Genomic DNA, 15,859 nt, shown 5'->3' with positions numbered 1-15,859 from the left:
GATCAGACGCGTCGTTGCCCCGCCTGGTAGACCGCGTAGGTCAGTGGCATGCCCGGGCGGTAGGCCAAATGCGCCGCGGACGGGGCATCGAGCACATGCAGGTCAGCCCGCTTGCCCACTTCGATGGAGCCGACGTGGTCCTGGACGCCGAGGGCCAACGCCCCGCCATACGTGGCCGCCTCCAGCGCCTCGGGCAGGCTCAGGTGCATCTGCAGGACGGCCGTGGCCACGACGAAGTTCATGTTGCTGGTGTAGCTGGTGCCCGGATTGCAGTTGCTGGCCAACGCGATCACAGCCCCGGCGTCGAGCAGGTCGCGTCCCGGGGCCAGGGGTTGGCGGGTGGACAGATCGCAGGCCGGCAGGCAGGTGGCCACCACCCCGGGCCGTCCGGTACGGGTTGCCTGTTCCCAGTGGGCCCAGCTGCCTGCGAGCGCGGCGACGTCCTGCCGGTCCAGGTAGTTCACATGGTCCACCGACCGGCTGCCAAATTCAACGGCCAGTCGGACTCCAGGACCCGGGCCGAGTTGGTTGCCATGGACCTTGGTGGCGATTCCCCGGTGCGTGGCCGCCTGCAGCACCTGGCGTGCTTGCTCCTCGGTGAAGGCGCCTCGTTCACAGAAGACGTCGACGAAGTCAACATCCCCGGCCACCTCGTCCAGCATCGGACCGGCGACGGTCTGCGTGTACTGCTCCGCGTCCCAACCGGCTGGCACCAGATGGGCTCCCAGGAACGTTAACTGTTCCACCAGCGGACGGGCGATGCGGGCATGGCGGGCTTCCTCGGCCACGTCCAAGCCGTATCCCGTTTTGGTTTCCATCCAGGTGGTACCCATGGACAAGGCTTCGGCCCGACGTTCACGCACCGCGGTCGCCAGCTGCTGGTCGTCCAGGGAACGGGTGGCGGAGGTGGTCACGGCAATGCCGCCGGCCGCATAGTCCTGCCCGGCCATCCGGGCAACGAATTCATCGGCCCGATCGCCGCCGAAGATCAAGTGGCTGTGCGAATCGACCCATCCGGGAAGCACTGCGCGCCCGCCCAGGTCGTGGGTCTCCTCGGCCTCAGGGGCCTGCCCCGCCGGGCCGCTCCAGGCGATGAGACCGTTTTCGATCAATACCGCGGCATCGGCAAGAACCGTCCCCTCGGCATCGATGGTATTGAGCTGGGCAATATTTGTCAGCAGCAGGCTTGCCACAAGTTCCCCTTCCACGTCCTGAAACGACTCCAACGGTGCCCGGCTGGAAGCTGGGCACCGTTGGTTAGACCGTATCGGATCGGATGGGCCGGGAGCGGGCCCGGTCAGCGACCTACGTCCGGGATCCCAGACAACGGCGGGGACTACGCCTCCTGGGAGACGGCCTGTCGGGAATCGATGAACGCCTGCACGCAACGCTCGATGTCCTCGGCCGAGTGCGCCGCCGAGAGCTGCACACGAATGCGCGCCTGGCCCTTGGGGACCACCGGGTAGCTGAAGGCGGTGACAAAGACCCCGCGCTCGAGCATCTGTGCCGCGATGCGGCCGGCCAGCACGGCGTCGCCGAACATCACCGGGATGATCGCGTGCTCGCCGTCAAGCAGCTCGAAGCCGGCCTCGGCCATCTTGGTGCGGAACAGCTTCGCGTTGTCTTCCAGCTTCTCGCGCAGCTGTCCGGAACCTGCCACCAGCTCCAGGGCGGTGAGGGTGGCCGACACAATCGAGGGGGCCAGGGAATTGGAGAACAGGTAGGGGCGGGCCTTTTGGCGCAGCATCTCCACGATCTCCGCCCGTCCTGCGACATAGCCGCCCGAAGCCCCGCCCAAGGCCTTGCCAAAGGTGCCGGTGTAGATGTCCACGCGCTCAGAAACCCCGGCGTGCTCCGGGGTGCCGGCGCCGGTGGGGCCCATGAAGCCCACGGCATGCGAGTCATCAACCATCACCAGCGCACCGTACTGATCCGCCAGGTCGCAGATCTGTTCCAACGGCGCCAGGTAGCCATCCATGGAGAACACCCCGTCGGTGACGATGATGGTCCGACGTGCACCGGCGCCGTCGTTCAGCTGCGCGGCGGCCTGCAGCTGCTTCTCCAGGTCAGCCATGTCCCGGTTGGCGTAGCGGAAGCGGGCTGCCTTGGACAGGCGGATGCCGTCAATAATCGAGGCGTGGTTCAGTGCATCGGAGATGATGGCGTCCTGGGCCCCAAACAGGGATTCGAACACTCCCCCGTTGGCGTCGAAGCAGCTGGAGAACAAGATGGTGTCATCGGTGCCCAAAAAGGCCGACAGCCGCTGCTCCAGCTCCAGGTGGATATCCTGCGTGCCGCAAATGAAGCGCACCGAGGCCATTCCGAAACCTCGCTCGTCCAGTGCCTGCTTGGCGGCAGCGATGATCCGTTCATCATCGGCCAACCCCAGGTAGTTGTTCGCGCAGAAGTTCAGCACCTCGCGCGCCTCATCCCCCAGGGCCCCGGCCTGGATGCGCGCCGACTGCGGGGAATCAATATGGCGTTCAGCCTTGTAGAGTCCCGACTCGCGCAGCTCCTGCAGTTCGGTTGCCAGCTGCTCTTTCATGTCCGTGTACATTGTCTCGCTCCTAGAAAACGGTCCAGTCAAGTACTACTTTTCCGCCCTGTCCGGCCTTGGCCGCGGCGAACCCGTCCTGCCATTGGGAGGCGGGAAGGAAATCGGTAACCACCGAGGAAATCCGCTCGCGCATGAGATCCGAGCTGGTGAGCATGGCGCTCATCGCGTACCAGGTCTCGTACATCTCGCGGCCGTAGATTCCCTTCAGGGTCAGCATATGGGTCACCACCTTGCCCCAGTCGATGTCGATGGGGGCGCTGGGCAGTCCAAGCATGCAGATCTTGCCGCCGTGGTTCATGTTGTTGATCATTTCCGGCAGTGCCGAGGAATGCCCGGACATTTCCATGCCGAAATCAAAGCCTTCCAGCAGGCCCAGCTGCTGCTGCGCCTGGGCGATGCGCGACTCGCTGACGTTCACCGCGAGGTCTGCGCCCATGGCGGCGGCCAGGTCCAGCCGCTGCTCGGAGACATCGGTGATGGCGATGCGGCGGGCACCGACGTGGCGGGCCACCGCCACCGCCATGAGTCCGATGGGCCCAGCGCCGGTGATCAGCACGTCGTCGCCCACCATCGGAAACTGCAGGGCGGTGTGCACCGCATTGCCGAAGGGGTCGAAGATGGCGCCCAGCAGGGGGGTGATCTTCTCGTCCTGGTGAACCCAGACATTGCTTTCGGGGATGACCACGTATTCGGCGAACGCGCCGTCGCGCTGCACGCCCACGGAGCTGACGTTGATGCACATCTGGCGGCGGCCGGCGCGGCAGTTGCGGCACAGCCCGCAGACAATGTGCCCTTCGCCCGAGACCCGGTCCCCGATCTGGACGCCATGCACGAAGGAACCGACCTCCACGACCTCGCCATAGAATTCATGGCCCGGGATCAGTGGTGTGTTGATCATGGATTTGGCCGCGTCATCGTAGGCCTCGATGTGCAGGTCGGTGCCGCAGATTCCGGTGGTCATCACCCGGATCTTGACGTCGTGGACACCGGTTTCCGGTTCAGGCCGGTCGACAAGTTCCAGACCTGCCTCGGGATTGGCCTTGTACAGTGCTTTCATCGTGTTCTACCTTCGGTTCCGGGCGCCCGCCGGGACGCAGCATGTCGGATTACTTCAAGTGTTGCAGGTCATGCCAGGCAATGACACATTAGTCATCCGCTGATTTTCTGAATTGTTGATTTAGCATCTACTTATGGAATTGCATCAGTTGCGCATTCTGCGCGAGCTCGGGGATCTGGGCAGCGTCAACGCCGTGGCCAAATCGCTGTTCGTCTCCCCCTCGGCGATCTCACAGCACCTGGCCCAGCTGCAGCGCCAGTTCGATGTTCCACTGACTAAAAAGTCCGGACGCGCCCTGGTGTTGACCGATGCCGGACAGATCCTGGCTTCGGCGGCCGCCGACGTGGCTTCCACGCTGGCCTCGGCGACGGCCCAGATTGAAACCGAGCAGCACGAGCAGGATCGGCCAATCAGGATTGCCGGATTCCATTCGATTGGGCAGACCATTTTTGCCCCGTTGCTGGCCTTGGAAGATCACCGAATGCCGAAGCTGCAGTTCTTCGACGAAGATGTTTCGCAGCCGCAGTTTCCGGCGCTAACGTCCAGCTACGATCTTGTGCTGGCCCACCGGATGCCGCACACCGAACGGTGGCCCTCGAATATTGCGGTGATCCCGCTGGCCTTCGAACCCCTGGATGTGGCCATGCAGCGTGAGCACCGATTGGCGCAGTTTGACCAGCTGACCCCGCAGCAGGTCGTCGGAGAGCCGTGGGTTGTCTCGCGTAGCGGTTATTCACCCGCTGACGTGTTGGAGGTAATTGCCGCGCTGGGCGGCGCCGAGGCGAAGGCGGAGCACCGGGTCAACGACTACTCCACGGCCGCGGCGCTGGTTGAGGCCAGTGGCTGCCTGGGGATCCTGCCACGCTACACGGCACGGCGCAGTATGGGCAATGCGGTGACTTTACGCCCGGTGCAGGGGGTGAGACTGGGGCGACAAATCGACTTGTTGCTTCGCTCCGAGCATCTGCACCGCAGCACTATTCACACGGTGATTTCCGCGATCAAGGCCACGGTGCAGCAACTGGTCAGCACCCCGGGGTCCGCTACACGCTAACCGACTGCTGGTTGGCCTCGAAGTAGTTGACCAGCTCCGCGTCCAGCGGCGGCACGCTCTGGCTGCTGCCGTCGGAGCGCAGCGACTGGGCGCCAAGGTCTCCCACGGCCACCGCGGCCCGCGCGGCAAGCGGGGAGGTCTGGGTTGCCCCGCCGTCACTGGCAAAGCGCAGGAACTCGGCGATCAGCCCCGGATCGGCCCCGCCGTGGCCTTCTGGGTCTCCTTCGATGGTGATCTTCCGGTCCGGTTCGGCAAAACCGCTGGTGCTGCGCGTGTTCCAGAGGTAGATCGATTCGCCGGGCCCGTCGCCGAAGTTCTCGATGCGTCCTTCGGTGCCGATGACTGTGTAGTTGCGCCAGTAGTCCGGAGTGAAGTGGCACTGCTGGTAGGAGGCGAAGACGCCATTGTCCAGCTTCATCTGCACCATCGACAGGTCTTCGACATCGATGGTCGGGTTCAGGTCCTTCTGCGCGGTCGGCGGCCAGTTCTCCTTCGAGAACCAGTCCCCCATGCGACGGTCCGAATTATCCCGCCGATCGCTCACATCCCCGTACACGGTCAAGCCGCCCAGTCCCGAAACTTCGGTGCTGTAACCGCCAGCCAGCCAGTGGATCACGTCGATGTCATGCGCTCCCTTTTGCAGCAGCAGGGTATTGGAGTAGCGGCGCTCGGCATGCCAGTCCTTGAAGTAGTAGTCCCCGCCATTGCCCACGAAGTGCCGGCACCACACGGCCTTGACCTGCCCGATTGCCCCCTCGTCTATCAGCTGCTTGAGCTGGCGGATGACCGGCATGTGCCGCATGTTGTGGCCGACGTAGAGCCTGGCGCCGGTGCGGTAGGCGGTCTGCAGTATTTCGTCGGCCGCCTGCGTGCTGATGTCCAGCGGCTTCTCGCAGAAGGTTGGGATCCCGGCCTGCAGGGTGCGCACCACGACGTCGCGGTGGGTGTGGTCGGGGGTCAGCACCAAAACCGCGTCAATACCGCTGTCCAGCAGTTCCTGCAGATCGTCGGTGACCACGCTTTCGGGCAGGGCGTTGCGCGCATCGGCCCGTCCGCGCTCACTGGTGTCGCACACGATGCTGACCACGCTGCCCTGTCCCGGGCGCTGTACGTAGCGGTGCAGTGAGGCGCGCAGGCCAAAGCCCACGATTCCTACTTTGAGATCCATTAATTCTTCTCCTTTGATTCCGTGCGGGGCACGGAGCATCTACTCTGCTTTGACAGAAATTGGGCCGGGGAAATAGCACCGCACCTGGTGGTCATCGCGCCAGGGCTCCAGTGCCGGTTCACCCAGCGCACAACTGGGCTGCGCGATCGGGCAACGGGTGTGGAAGCGGCAGCCGGTGGGTGGATCAATGGGCGAGGGCGGGTCGCCCTGGAGCATGATCAGCTTCCGGTCGGTGCCATCGCCACGACGCAGCTCCGGCGCGGCCGAGAGCAGCGCCTGGGTGTAGGGGTGGGCGCTGTCGTCGTACACCTGGTCGTAGGTGCCGGTTTCCACCACGCGCCCCAGGTACATGGTGGCGACGCTGTCGGAAATGTGGCGCACGATCTGCAGGTCGTGGGCGATGAACACGTAGCTGAGCCCCAGCTCGCGCTGCAGCTGCATCAGCAGGTTCACCACCTGGGCGCGCACCGAGACGTCCAGGGCGGAGACCGCCTCGTCGCAGATCAGCACCTTGGGGTTCAGCGCAATGCCCCGGGCGATCCCGATCCGCTGCTGCTGGCCGCCGGAAAAGTTGTGCGGGTAGCGCTCCAGATGGTCCGGGTTCAGTCCGACAAGTTCCATCAGCTCGCGCACCTTGGCCCGGCGGGCGGAGGGCCGCACCAGCTCCGGGTGGATTTCGAAGGGCTCGAGCAGGATTTGTTCGATGGTCATGCGCGGGTTCAGCGACGCATAGGGGTCCTGGAAGATCAGCTGGATGTTGCGCCGCATCTCGGCGCGTTCGGCGCCGTGCAGGGAGTTGATGTCGACCCCCTGGAACAGCACCTGCCCCTCGGTCGGCTTTTCCAGACCGCTCATGATCCGGGCCAGGGTGGACTTGCCGCACCCGCTTTCACCGATCACGCCCAGGGTTCGGCCGCCGGCGACCTGCAGATCCACCCCGTCCAGGGCCTTGACGACCTTGCGCGGCCCAAAGGGCAGCGGGCGGGCGACCGGATAGTGCTGTTTGACCCCGCGCAGCTCCATGATCGATTCATGGCTCTGGGCGGTGAAGCCGAGTTCAGTTTCGGTGAGTGACAAGGCTTTCGACCTCCCGGTAGTTGAAGCAGGCGGTGTGGCGCTGTGGGTCAATCTGTTCCAGTGGCGGCACCGCGGTGGTGCAGTGCTCGGTGACGTACCGGCAGCGATCGGCGAAGGAGCACCCGGCCGGCAGGGCCAGCAGGTCCGGCGGGCTGCCGGGGATCGCCGGCAGCAACTGGCCCTTGAGCTCCTCGCTGGCGATGGATTCGGCCAGCCCCTTGGTGTAGGGATGGGCCGGCTCATCCAGCACCTGGGCGGTCGGGCCGTTCTCGATGATCCGCCCGGCGTACATCACCGCCACCTGGTCGGTCACCTCACGCACCACCGAGATGTCGTGGGTGATCAGGATCAGGCCCATGTTGTTCTCGGCCTGCTGTTCCTTGAGCAGCTGCAGGATCTGGGCCTGCACCGTGACATCCAGCGCCGTGGTCGGCTCGTCGGCGATCAGCAGTTCCGGGCCCAGCGCCAGTGCCATGGCGATGACGATGCGCTGGCGCATCCCGCCGGAGAACTGGTGCGGGTAGTCGTTCACGCGGCTGGCCGAGGCGGGGATCTTGACCCGGTCCATCATTTCGATGGCGGCCTTCTTCGCTGCGGTTCGGCTCATCCCGCGGTGCACCCGGTACAGTTCACCGATCTGCCGCCCCACCGGATGAACCGGATTCAGGGCGCTAAGGGCATCCTGGAACACCATGGAAACCTTCGGACCGGTCAGCTGGCGGCGCCGCTTGGCGCTGATGGAGAGCAGGTCCTCCCCATCCAGCAGGATTTCCCCGTCGACCACCCGGGCCGGAGGGGTATCCAGCAACCCCATGATGGTGCGGGCGGTGACGGACTTGCCGGAGCCGGACTCGCCCAGGATCCCCAGGGACTGCCCGGCCTGGACCGACAGGTTGACACCATTGATGGCGGTCGCCACCCCCTGTGCGGTGGCGAACTCAACGCGCAGGTTGCTCACCGAGAGCAGCTTGTGATGCTGGGCCTGGGTTGTTGGAATCATCATTTGCCCTTCGGGTCGAATTCGTCGCGGATGGCTTCACCGAACAGCACGAAGCCCAGCACCGTGATCGTCAGGAAGACTGCCGGGAAGATCAGCAGGTGCGGTGCCGCATCGATGTAGTCGCGCGCGGCGGCCAACTGCAGCCCCCAGGAGACGGCCGGGGGCGTCAGGCCGATGCCGATGAACGTCAGCCCGGCCTCGGCGGAGATCATCCCGCCCACGCCCAGGGTCTGCAGCACCAGCAGCGGGGTGATCGCGTTGGGCATGATGTGCTTGCGGATGATCCGCCCGTTGCCGGCGCCCAGCAGCTTGGCTGCCTGAACGTATTCGCGGTGGCGCACCTCCATGACGGAGGAGCGCATGAAGCGGACGCCACCCGGCCAGCTGAACAGGGCCAGGGCAAAGATCACGGTCCACACGTTGCGCTCCCCGAAGAGCTGCAGCACCACGATGGCCGCCAGGATGAACGGCAGCCCGAAGGCCATGTCGCAGATGCGGGAGATGACCGCGTCGACCCAACCGCCGAAATACCCGGCAATGGCCCCGACGATGGCCGCGATCGCAAAGGCGATGGCCGAGACGAGCACGCCGACCAGGATCGAGGCCCGGGCCCCGTAGATCACGTTCGTGTAGTAGTCGCAGCCCTGGATGTCGATGCCGAAGATGTGCTCGGCACTGGGCGGCAGGTTTGATTTGAGGATGTCGCAGTTCTCGGTCGGCCCGGGTCCGAAGCCGGTGAACAGCTGCGGGAAGGCCGCCATCAGCACCATCAGCAGAACGATGGCCCCGGAGATCGCGAAGCGCGGACGCAGCCACCAGCGGCGGTGCGTGCCCTTGGGCTGGTCCGGTTCGCGCTCGACGGCTTCTGCCCCGTCCCCGGAGGCGACGGTCGCGGTAACGTTACTCATATTCTCACCCGTGGATCGATCAGGCCGTAGGTCAGGTCAACAAGCAGGTTGAAGACCAGGTAAACCAGCACCAGCAGGGTGGCGATGCCCACGACCACGGTGCCTTCCTTGTTGTTGATGGAGCTGACCATCAGTCCCCCGATGCCGGGGATGTTGAAGATGGCCTCGATGATCACCGCGCCGCCCAGCATGCCGGCCAGGCTCAGGCCCAGGTAGGTCACCACCGGGATCATCGAGTTGCGCAGCGCGTGCCCCCAAATGATGCGGCGCGGGGAAAGCCCCTTGGCCTTGGCGGTGCGCAGGTACTCGGCACGCAGCACGTCCACCAGTGAGGTGCGGGTGAGCCGGGCCAGGCCGGCGGCGGCTTCAAACGCCATGACCAAGGCCGGCAGGATGAACGCCATGGGCCAACCGGCCCGGATGCCGGCCGGCTCCACCCAGCCCAGGTGCACACCAAAGTAGGTCTGGGCACCCAGGGCAATCACGAAACCGGGCACACCCATGAAGATGACGGTGAACACCAGCGCGAAGTGGTCTCCGGCCCGCCCGTTGCGCAGCCCGCCGTACACGCCAATGACCAGGCCGATGATCAGCTTGAGCACCCAGGCGGTCAGGGCCAGGGTGAAGGTGACCGGCAGGCGTTCGAGGATCAGGTCCAGGACCGGCCGACCGAAGAAGTCGATGCCGAAGTTGCCCTGGAAAACGCCGAGCATGTAGTTGCCGTACTGCACCAGGAACGGATCATCCAGGTGGTAGGCCTGGCGGATCTGCGCCACGGTGGCCTCCGGCAGGGGCCGCTCACCGGTCAGGGCGGAAATCGGGTCGCCCGGCATCAGGAAGGTCAGGGCGTAGATGATGAATGTTGCTCCCAGCAGCACCGGGATCATTTGTGCCACACGCCGTAGGGTGTAACCCAGCATTTGCTTACCTCTTTGTTCGATAAAGAGACTTGGACCCGTGGGACCACGGGTCCAAGTCCATGTTCGATCTGGTTAGCAGGTGTAGCCCGCGCGGTAGTACTGCAGGTCGCCCTGCACGTCATTCAGTTCGGCGCAGCCGGACTGAAGACCGTAGTCGGTGGGGATGAACAGCGGGATGGCCGGCATGTCCTTGATGATCAGGGCCTCGGCCTGCTTGAACAGCTCGGTCGACTTGGCGTCGTCCATTTCGGCGCGGGCGGCCTTGACCAGCTTGTCGACCTCCGGGTTGGAGTAGGCGGTGGCCGAGTTGCCGTCGCCGCCGGTTTCATACTGGCTCAGGTACTGGTCCGGGGACTTGTAGGACCAGCCCCACAGCCCAAAGGCCGACCCTTCCAGCTTCTGGGAGTTGCGCCGCTCGGACAGTTCGGTTCCCAGCATCGGCTTCATCTGCACCTTGATGCCCAGGTTGTCCTGGATCTGCTTGGCGATGGCCTGCACCAGCTGCTGGTCGGAGGCCGAATCGCTTTCGATGATCAGTGTGCCGTCGAAGCCGCCGTCATCGGCCAGGATCTTCTTGGCTTCCTCGGGGTTGAATTCGCAGGCCTCGCAGGATCCCTCAACGTAGGAGTCCAGGGACGGCGGGACCAGCGAGTCGGAGGGCTCGGAGTGGCCCTTGAGCAGCGACTGGGCGATCGCCTCACGGTCGATGGACATGGAGATCGCCTTGCGCAGCGCCGGGGACTTCAGGGTGTCCACGTACTCCGGGATTTGCAGGGTCTGCTGCTTGGAGCTGGTCTTGACCTCGTAGAGGGCCTGCTCGCCGAGCTGGTTCTTGGCCTTGTCGACCATGGTCGCCGGCACATTGCGGATCATGTCCAGGTTCCCGGCGGTCATGTCGGTGTAGGCCGGATCCACTGCGGTGTAGATCTTGGCGACCAGCTGATCGGCGCCGCCGCTGAAGCCCTGGGCACCCTGGAAGTCGTCCCACTTTTCCAGCACAACCTGCTGGTTGTGGTCCCAGGAGACGAACTTGTAGGGGCCGTTGGAGACGGGGTTCTGCTCGTAGGCGTCCAGGTCGTCAAAGGCCGACTCCGGCATGGGGCAGGTGGGGTTGGTGCTCAGGATCTTGGGGAAGTCGCGGTTCGGGGCGGTCAGCGTGACCTGCATGTGGGTGTCGTCGATGACCTTGACCCCGGACATCGTCTTGGTGCTCGGCTTGGATCCGTCCTCCGGGTTCAGGTCCTTGTAGCCTTCGAAACTGACGAAGGTGCCGTTGCCCTGCCAGGCGTTGGAGCCGGTGGCGGTGGCGTTCCAGGCATCGGCGAACGACTGGGCGGTCACCGCGGTGCCGTCGTGGAAGGTCCAGCCCTCCTGCAGCTCGATGTCCCAAACCTTGGCGTCATCGCTGGTGACGGACTTGGCGGCCAGCGGCTCGAACTCCTGGGTATCCAGGTTGATTTCCATCAGGTTGGCGCACAGCGCCATCCCCAGCTGACTGCCCGGCTCCTTCTGCGGGACGATGCTCTTGGGCTCGGTGGACATGAACGAGAGCACGCGCTCCCCGCCGTCCTGTCCGGCGCTGGGCTGGCCGTTGGATGAGCAGGCCGTGGCCGCCATCATCAGCGTGACTGCGCCTGCGGCGGCCGCCAATGCCTTGGAATGTTTCCTCATGGTCTCTCCTTGGTGCGAGTGACACGTGAGCCGCCTCAATGCGACCTGTGCCTGCCATCACATACTTTATTTTATGAAATAAAGTAAACATACGAGTGTGACGTTGTCAACAAGATGACTAGCCGAGGGCCGCGAAAGTCCCCAGATCCATGGCTTCAATGAAGCGCAGCGGGTGGGCCAACACCTCGTTGACCATAATGCTCGCGGCGAAGAGCGTGAGCGAAAGCGCATGGTCAGTGGAATAAACCACCCTGTGCGCCGCCTCGGCGCCCCGCAGCGAAAAGCGCGCCACATCCCGCTTGACCTGGGCCAGGGTCTCGGGGCGTTCGGCCGGAGTGCCGGCGATCACCAGAAGGCCCGGGTCCAGCAAATCAACCAGGGTGGCAGCGGCACGGGCGACATAGCGGTCCCGGTCGGCCACCAGCGCCCGGATCTGCTCATCCCCCGCGTCGTACAGCCGGTCGATGTCACCATAGTGCACCACGTCGTCCCGGCCCGCCTCGTGGGCCAGCCGCACGGTGGCCTCGTCCGTTGCCATCACCTGCAGACAGCCGTTGCGACCACAGGGGCAGGGATGCCGCCCGTCGGAGACCGAAAGGTGGGCGATGTTCCCGGCGTGCTGGGTCCGCCCGGCGCGGATCCTGCCGTCGCTGACCAGCACCGCGCCGAGGTCCGAGGTGTTCACCAGCATGACGAAGTCCGATTCCTCCCGGCCGTGCCCGTAGAGCAGTTCGGACTGCGCTGCCGCCCTGGCGTTGTGATCCAGGATGACCGGGAGCGGAAGCTGCTCGGCCAGCAGCTGCACCGCCGGCACATCGACCCACGCAGCACCGGGGTTGTCCACGATCCTCCCCTGCTGGCGATCGACGATGCCGCCGGTGGCGACCCCGGTGCCCAGCACCCGTCGTCCCCCGGCGTGCTGCTGCATCAGATCCCGTGCACCGGCAACAATCACCTCGAAGGCCTGATCCACGTCCATGCCGGAGTGCGGGATCAGCACCGAGGCCTGGCTGACCCCGTCAAGCCCGGTGAGCACCACGCCGGTCACCCGTGGGCCCAGGTGGATGCCCATGACAAGGTGGGAGCGCGCATCGACATGCAGCGGAACCCGCGGGCGGCCCTGGCCGCGGGCCACCGGCTCCCCCTCAAAAATCAGCCCGGCATCGATCAGCCGAGCGGCAATACTCGTGACCGAGGCGGCGCTGACCCCAATGGCGTCGGCGACCTCCTTGCGGGAGCTGCCGGGCGCGGCGAAAACCTGCTGCAGGACTGCGGAAAAATTCTGCGCGCGCACCGGATCCGTTTTTCGACTCATGTCACCGGGGCCTTTCGAGGGAATGTGTTTTTCTACACGCGATGTGAAAGCGAACTTTCATCATTGTGCCACCATTTGCGCTCCCCACTTTGCCGCCGGTAACAATTGACCACCGGCCCGCCACGGCACCGCAGGACCGATGCCCCGCGGCGCCCGGGTAGATCATTACAAGTCACGTTCGTGATTCACGGTTGGCGCAAGCGGCGAATCCAGCTATCGGCCGGCGGAGAGCAGCAGGTCCAGGCTTTCCCGCCCGATGCGCTCCAAGGGGTCCACCGGGTCGAGCTGGCAGAGGAGCAGCCCGTAGCGCAACGCCCAGCCCCGCGCACGGTGCCACAGGTCCTCCCCGTCGCTCACCCCGTAGCGTTCCAGGGCCCGGGTTCGTGCGGTGGACCCGAAATGCAGCCACAGCATGCCCAGGTCCGAGGCCGGATCCCCGGCGCACAGATCCCCGAAATCCACGAGGGCCGCGAAGCGGTACCCGGTGGCGGCGCGGCGCACGATGGTGTTGTGCGGGTGCGGGTCCCCGTGCAGCCACCGCGGCGCGCCGGCATGATCCGCGGACTGCAGCGCGGCCGCCCAGATCGCTGCGGCGGCCGGTCGTCGTCCTGCCGGCAGCCGCGGCAACAGCGCGCGGGTGGCGCCATCGAGCTCCCGCAGGGCAAGACCGCGGAAGTTGCTGGTCGGCGCCTGCGCGGGGGCGGGGACGTGCAATGCCCGGAGGTAGTCGGCCAGGGCCGGGGCGTAGGCGTCGCGCTCTGCGCGCGGCAGGCCCGCCGCGCTGACCCCCGGGACGAAGGGGACGATGGAGAAGGTGAACGGGTAGGTTGCGGTGGGGTGCCCTACATGCAGCGCCAGCCCCGGGCTTAGGCCCGTGTCGGCGGCCAGCCGGGCCAGCCAGGCGCGTTCCTGTGTGCCGATCCGCTCGGCCTGGGCACGGCGCGGCAGGCGGATGAGGTGCCGCGGACCCAGCCGGTAGATCTCGTTGTCCCACCCGCTGGCAAAGTATGCCACCGGCAATTCGGCCCACTGCGGTGCCTGCCCGCGGAGCAGCTCTTGCACCAGGCAGCGGTCGATGCGCACTTCGGCCTCGGGCGCACCCGGCGGGGTGAAACGGCCTGCAGTCATGGTTTTCATCGTAGTGCCTCCACCTGCGCCCACCCACCGGGGAGCGGGGCGATGGCTCCCGCCAACCCCCGCCCAAGAGACGCCACAGCCGGCCGCGCTTCACGTACTGTCCCCAGCCCAACCACGATCAGCTTTCCCAGGGGCCGCGGTCCCCTCATCCACGTGCAGGATCGCACGCCCACCACGGCCGCGGCCGGCGTACGCTGGGGCCGGTCAGTGAAAACCCTGGCCGTCGCTGTTGCGTTCAACGAGGTGGCCACTGGCGTGCGCGGCGAACCGTGAGCAAAGCGCCCGCGGCATGGACCGGGCGCACAGCCCAGCGGCCGGACATTGGCGCCACGAGCGGGGCGGGCGGACTGCCCCGGCGCGGTATCCGGCAGCGGCCTCACATCGGTCACGGCACCGGATGAGTACCAGGAAGCGGGCAAAATAGGCATCGCGCCTGCACCCCCCGCGTTCGGGGATGCAGGCGCGATGCCTTGCTCGGTGGCTGGAGACTAGAGTCCCAGCTTCTCCATGACCAGTTCACGCACGCGGCCGGCGTCGGCCTGCCCGCGGGTCGCCTTCATGACCGGGCCCATCAGCGCACCGATGGCCTGCATCTTGCCGCCCTTGATCTTCTCGACCACGTCGGGCATCGCGGCGATCGCGTCATCCACGGCCTTGCCCAGCGCCGCGTCATCGTTCACGATCGCCAGCGAACGCTGCTCGACGATCTGGCTGGGGGTGCCTTCCCCGGCCAGCACGTACTCGAGCACCTGGCGGGCAATCTTGTCGTTGATCTTCTTGCCCTGGATCAGCTGGTCGATCTCGACGATGGTTTCCGGCGTGACGCCAACCTCGGCGATTTCCTTGTCCGCGGCCTTGGCCAGGCGGGCGATCTCGCCCATCCACCACTTGCGGGCGACCGCGGCGGTGGCCCCGGCGGCAATGGTTGCCTCGATTTCATCGAGCACCCCGGCGTTGACCACGTCGCGGAATTCCTTTTCCGCGTAACCCCATTCGGCCTTCAGCCGCTTGCGGCGCTCGGCCGGCGGTTCGGGCAGTCGGGAGCGCAGCTGCTCGATCCAGTCCGCGGTGGTCACGATGGGGACCAGGTCCGGTTCCGGGAAGTAGCGGTAGTCATCCGCGTCCGACTTCGGGCGGCCCGAGGTGGTCGAGCGGGTGTCCTCATGCCAGTGGCGGGTTTCCTGCACGATCTTCTGGCCCGAATCCAGCACCGCGGCGTGGCGTTCGATCTCGAAGCGCACCGCGTGCTCCACGGCGCGCAGCGAGTTCACGTTCTTGGTCTCGGTGCGGGTGCCGAACTTCTCCGCCCCCTTGGGCATCAGCGAGACGTTCGCGTCGCAGCGCACGTTGCCGCGCTCCATGCGGGCATCGGAGACACCCAGGTTCTTGACGATCTCGCGAATCGCCGCGACGTAGGCGCGGGCCAGTTCCGGGGCGCGGGCACCGGCCCCGACGATCGGCTTGGTGACGATCTCCACCAGCGGCACGCCGGCGCGGTTGTAGTCCACCAGCGAGTAGTCGGAGCCCTGGATGCGCCCGGCGGCCCCGCCCATGTGGGTCAGCTTGCCGGCATCCTCCTCCATGTGCGCGCGCTCGATCTCGACGCGGAAGACCTCCCCGTCCTCCAGCTCGATGTCCAGCCAGCCGTCGTGGGCGATCGGGTCATCGTACTGGGAGGTCTGGAAGTTCTTCGGGGTGTCCGGGTAGAAGTAGTTCTTCCGGGCAAAACCGCACTTCTCGGCGATCTGGCAGTTCAGCGCCAGCCCAATGAGGATGGAGTATTCCACCGCGGTCTTGTTCACGACCGGCAGCACGCCGGGCAGGCCCAGGTCCACGGGGGTGACGTTGGTGTTCGGCTCATCGCCAAAGGCGTTGGGCGCGTCGGAGAACATCTTGGTCTTGGTGTTCAGTTCGACGTGCACCTCGAAGCCCAGTACCGGGTCGTACTTTTCCAGTGCGACGTCGAAGTCTACGAGTTCTTCGGTGGTCATGCTC

Annotated in this window: 13 protein-coding genes; 1 reads left to right on the top strand and 12 read right to left on the bottom strand. The window is 65.7% G+C overall.

Annotated elements, in window-relative coordinates; translation table 11 throughout:
- Window positions 1-2: 2 nt before the first annotated feature.
- The 3 genes from hutI to tdh form a co-directional block, all read right to left on the bottom strand.
- Window positions 3-1,193, bottom strand: a complete 1,191-nt coding sequence (gene hutI, locus AC6I21_RS03730; protein WP_138175423.1) for an imidazolonepropionase — start codon at window positions 1,191-1,193, stop codon at window positions 3-5.
- Window positions 1,194-1,336: 143 nt separating this feature from the next.
- Window positions 1,337-2,557, bottom strand: coding sequence for a glycine C-acetyltransferase (locus tag AC6I21_RS03725; protein ID WP_138175269.1), 1,221 nt, complete (start codon window positions 2,555-2,557; stop codon window positions 1,337-1,339).
- A gap of 10 nt (window positions 2,558-2,567) precedes the next feature.
- Complete coding sequence (gene tdh / locus AC6I21_RS03720) at window positions 2,568-3,614, bottom strand: L-threonine 3-dehydrogenase (RefSeq protein WP_138175271.1); 1,047 nt, start codon at window positions 3,612-3,614, stop codon at window positions 2,568-2,570.
- 133 nt (window positions 3,615-3,747) lie between these two features.
- Here tdh and AC6I21_RS03715 point away from each other — a divergent pair, with 133 nt between their 5' ends.
- On the top strand, window positions 3,748-4,668 hold the full coding sequence (locus AC6I21_RS03715) for a LysR family transcriptional regulator (protein ID WP_138175273.1): 921 nt from the start codon (window positions 3,748-3,750) through the stop codon (window positions 4,666-4,668).
- Here AC6I21_RS03715 and AC6I21_RS03710 read toward each other — a convergent pair.
- The 9 genes from AC6I21_RS03710 to gatB form a co-directional block, all read right to left on the bottom strand.
- The gene (locus AC6I21_RS03710) at window positions 4,658-5,836 is read right to left on the bottom strand and encodes a Gfo/Idh/MocA family protein (RefSeq protein WP_138175275.1); all 1,179 of its coding nucleotides are present in this window, start codon (window positions 5,834-5,836) and stop codon (window positions 4,658-4,660) included. The genes AC6I21_RS03715 and AC6I21_RS03710 overlap by 11 nt on opposite strands.
- Window positions 5,837-5,875: 39 nt before the next feature.
- The gene (locus tag AC6I21_RS03705; protein ID WP_249354388.1) at window positions 5,876-6,913 is read right to left on the bottom strand and encodes an ABC transporter ATP-binding protein; all 1,038 of its coding nucleotides are present in this window, start codon (window positions 6,911-6,913) and stop codon (window positions 5,876-5,878) included.
- Window positions 6,894-7,916, bottom strand: coding sequence for an ABC transporter ATP-binding protein (locus AC6I21_RS03700; protein WP_212743873.1), 1,023 nt, complete (start codon window positions 7,914-7,916; stop codon window positions 6,894-6,896). Before AC6I21_RS03700 ends, AC6I21_RS03705 begins: the two co-directional genes overlap by 20 nt.
- A complete protein-coding gene (locus AC6I21_RS03695; protein WP_138175277.1) occupies window positions 7,913-8,821 on the bottom strand; it encodes an ABC transporter permease in 909 nt (302 codons plus the stop codon). Before AC6I21_RS03695 ends, AC6I21_RS03700 begins: the two co-directional genes overlap by 4 nt.
- On the bottom strand, window positions 8,818-9,741 hold the full coding sequence (locus AC6I21_RS03690; protein WP_138175279.1) for an ABC transporter permease: 924 nt from the start codon (window positions 9,739-9,741) through the stop codon (window positions 8,818-8,820). Before AC6I21_RS03690 ends, AC6I21_RS03695 begins: the two co-directional genes overlap by 4 nt.
- 72 nt (window positions 9,742-9,813) lie before the next feature.
- Complete coding sequence (locus AC6I21_RS03685; protein WP_138175281.1) at window positions 9,814-11,412, bottom strand: peptide ABC transporter substrate-binding protein; 1,599 nt, start codon at window positions 11,410-11,412, stop codon at window positions 9,814-9,816.
- Window positions 11,413-11,530: 118 nt separating this feature from the next.
- The gene (locus AC6I21_RS03680; RefSeq protein WP_138175283.1) at window positions 11,531-12,727 is read right to left on the bottom strand and encodes an ROK family transcriptional regulator; all 1,197 of its coding nucleotides are present in this window, start codon (window positions 12,725-12,727) and stop codon (window positions 11,531-11,533) included.
- 213 nt (window positions 12,728-12,940) lie between these two features.
- A complete protein-coding gene (locus tag AC6I21_RS03675) occupies window positions 12,941-13,855 on the bottom strand; it encodes a phosphotransferase (RefSeq protein WP_171021152.1) in 915 nt (304 codons plus the stop codon).
- A gap of 497 nt (window positions 13,856-14,352) precedes the next feature.
- Window positions 14,353-15,855, bottom strand: a complete 1,503-nt coding sequence (gatB, locus tag AC6I21_RS03670) for an Asp-tRNA(Asn)/Glu-tRNA(Gln) amidotransferase subunit GatB (protein WP_497763113.1) — start codon at window positions 15,853-15,855, stop codon at window positions 14,353-14,355.
- Window positions 15,856-15,859: the final 4 nt, after the last annotated feature.

Source organism: Glutamicibacter sp. St.4D3 (assembly GCF_059728615.1).
This window is presented reverse-complemented; position numbering and strand designations above follow the sequence as displayed.

What these genes read in the sequence shown, in the direction of transcription:
- AC6I21_RS03690 (WP_138175279.1), bottom strand. Translation starts at nt 9,741, where the DNA reads ATGCTGGGTTACACCCTACGGCGTGTGGCACAAATGATCCCGGTGCTG.
- AC6I21_RS03675 (WP_171021152.1), bottom strand. Translation starts at nt 13,855, where the DNA reads ATGACTGCAGGCCGTTTCACCCCGCCGGGTGCGCCCGAGGCCGAAGTG.
- AC6I21_RS03700 (WP_212743873.1), bottom strand. Translation starts at nt 7,916, where the DNA reads ATGATGATTCCAACAACCCAGGCCCAGCATCACAAGCTGCTCTCGGTG.
- tdh (WP_138175271.1), bottom strand. Translation starts at nt 3,614, where the DNA reads ATGAAAGCACTGTACAAGGCCAATCCCGAGGCAGGTCTGGAACTTGTC.
- AC6I21_RS03710 (WP_138175275.1), bottom strand. Translation starts at nt 5,836, where the DNA reads ATGGATCTCAAAGTAGGAATCGTGGGCTTTGGCCTGCGCGCCTCACTG.
- AC6I21_RS03725 (WP_138175269.1), bottom strand. Translation starts at nt 2,557, where the DNA reads ATGTACACGGACATGAAAGAGCAGCTGGCAACCGAACTGCAGGAGCTG.
- AC6I21_RS03715 (WP_138175273.1), top strand. Translation starts at nt 3,748, where the DNA reads ATGGAATTGCATCAGTTGCGCATTCTGCGCGAGCTCGGGGATCTGGGC.
- AC6I21_RS03685 (WP_138175281.1), bottom strand. Translation starts at nt 11,412, where the DNA reads ATGAGGAAACATTCCAAGGCATTGGCGGCCGCCGCAGGCGCAGTCACG.
- AC6I21_RS03680 (WP_138175283.1), bottom strand. Translation starts at nt 12,727, where the DNA reads ATGAGTCGAAAAACGGATCCGGTGCGCGCGCAGAATTTTTCCGCAGTC.
- gatB (WP_497763113.1), bottom strand. Translation starts at nt 15,855, where the DNA reads ATGACCACCGAAGAACTCGTAGACTTCGACGTCGCACTGGAAAAGTAC.
- AC6I21_RS03695 (WP_138175277.1), bottom strand. Translation starts at nt 8,821, where the DNA reads ATGAGTAACGTTACCGCGACCGTCGCCTCCGGGGACGGGGCAGAAGCC.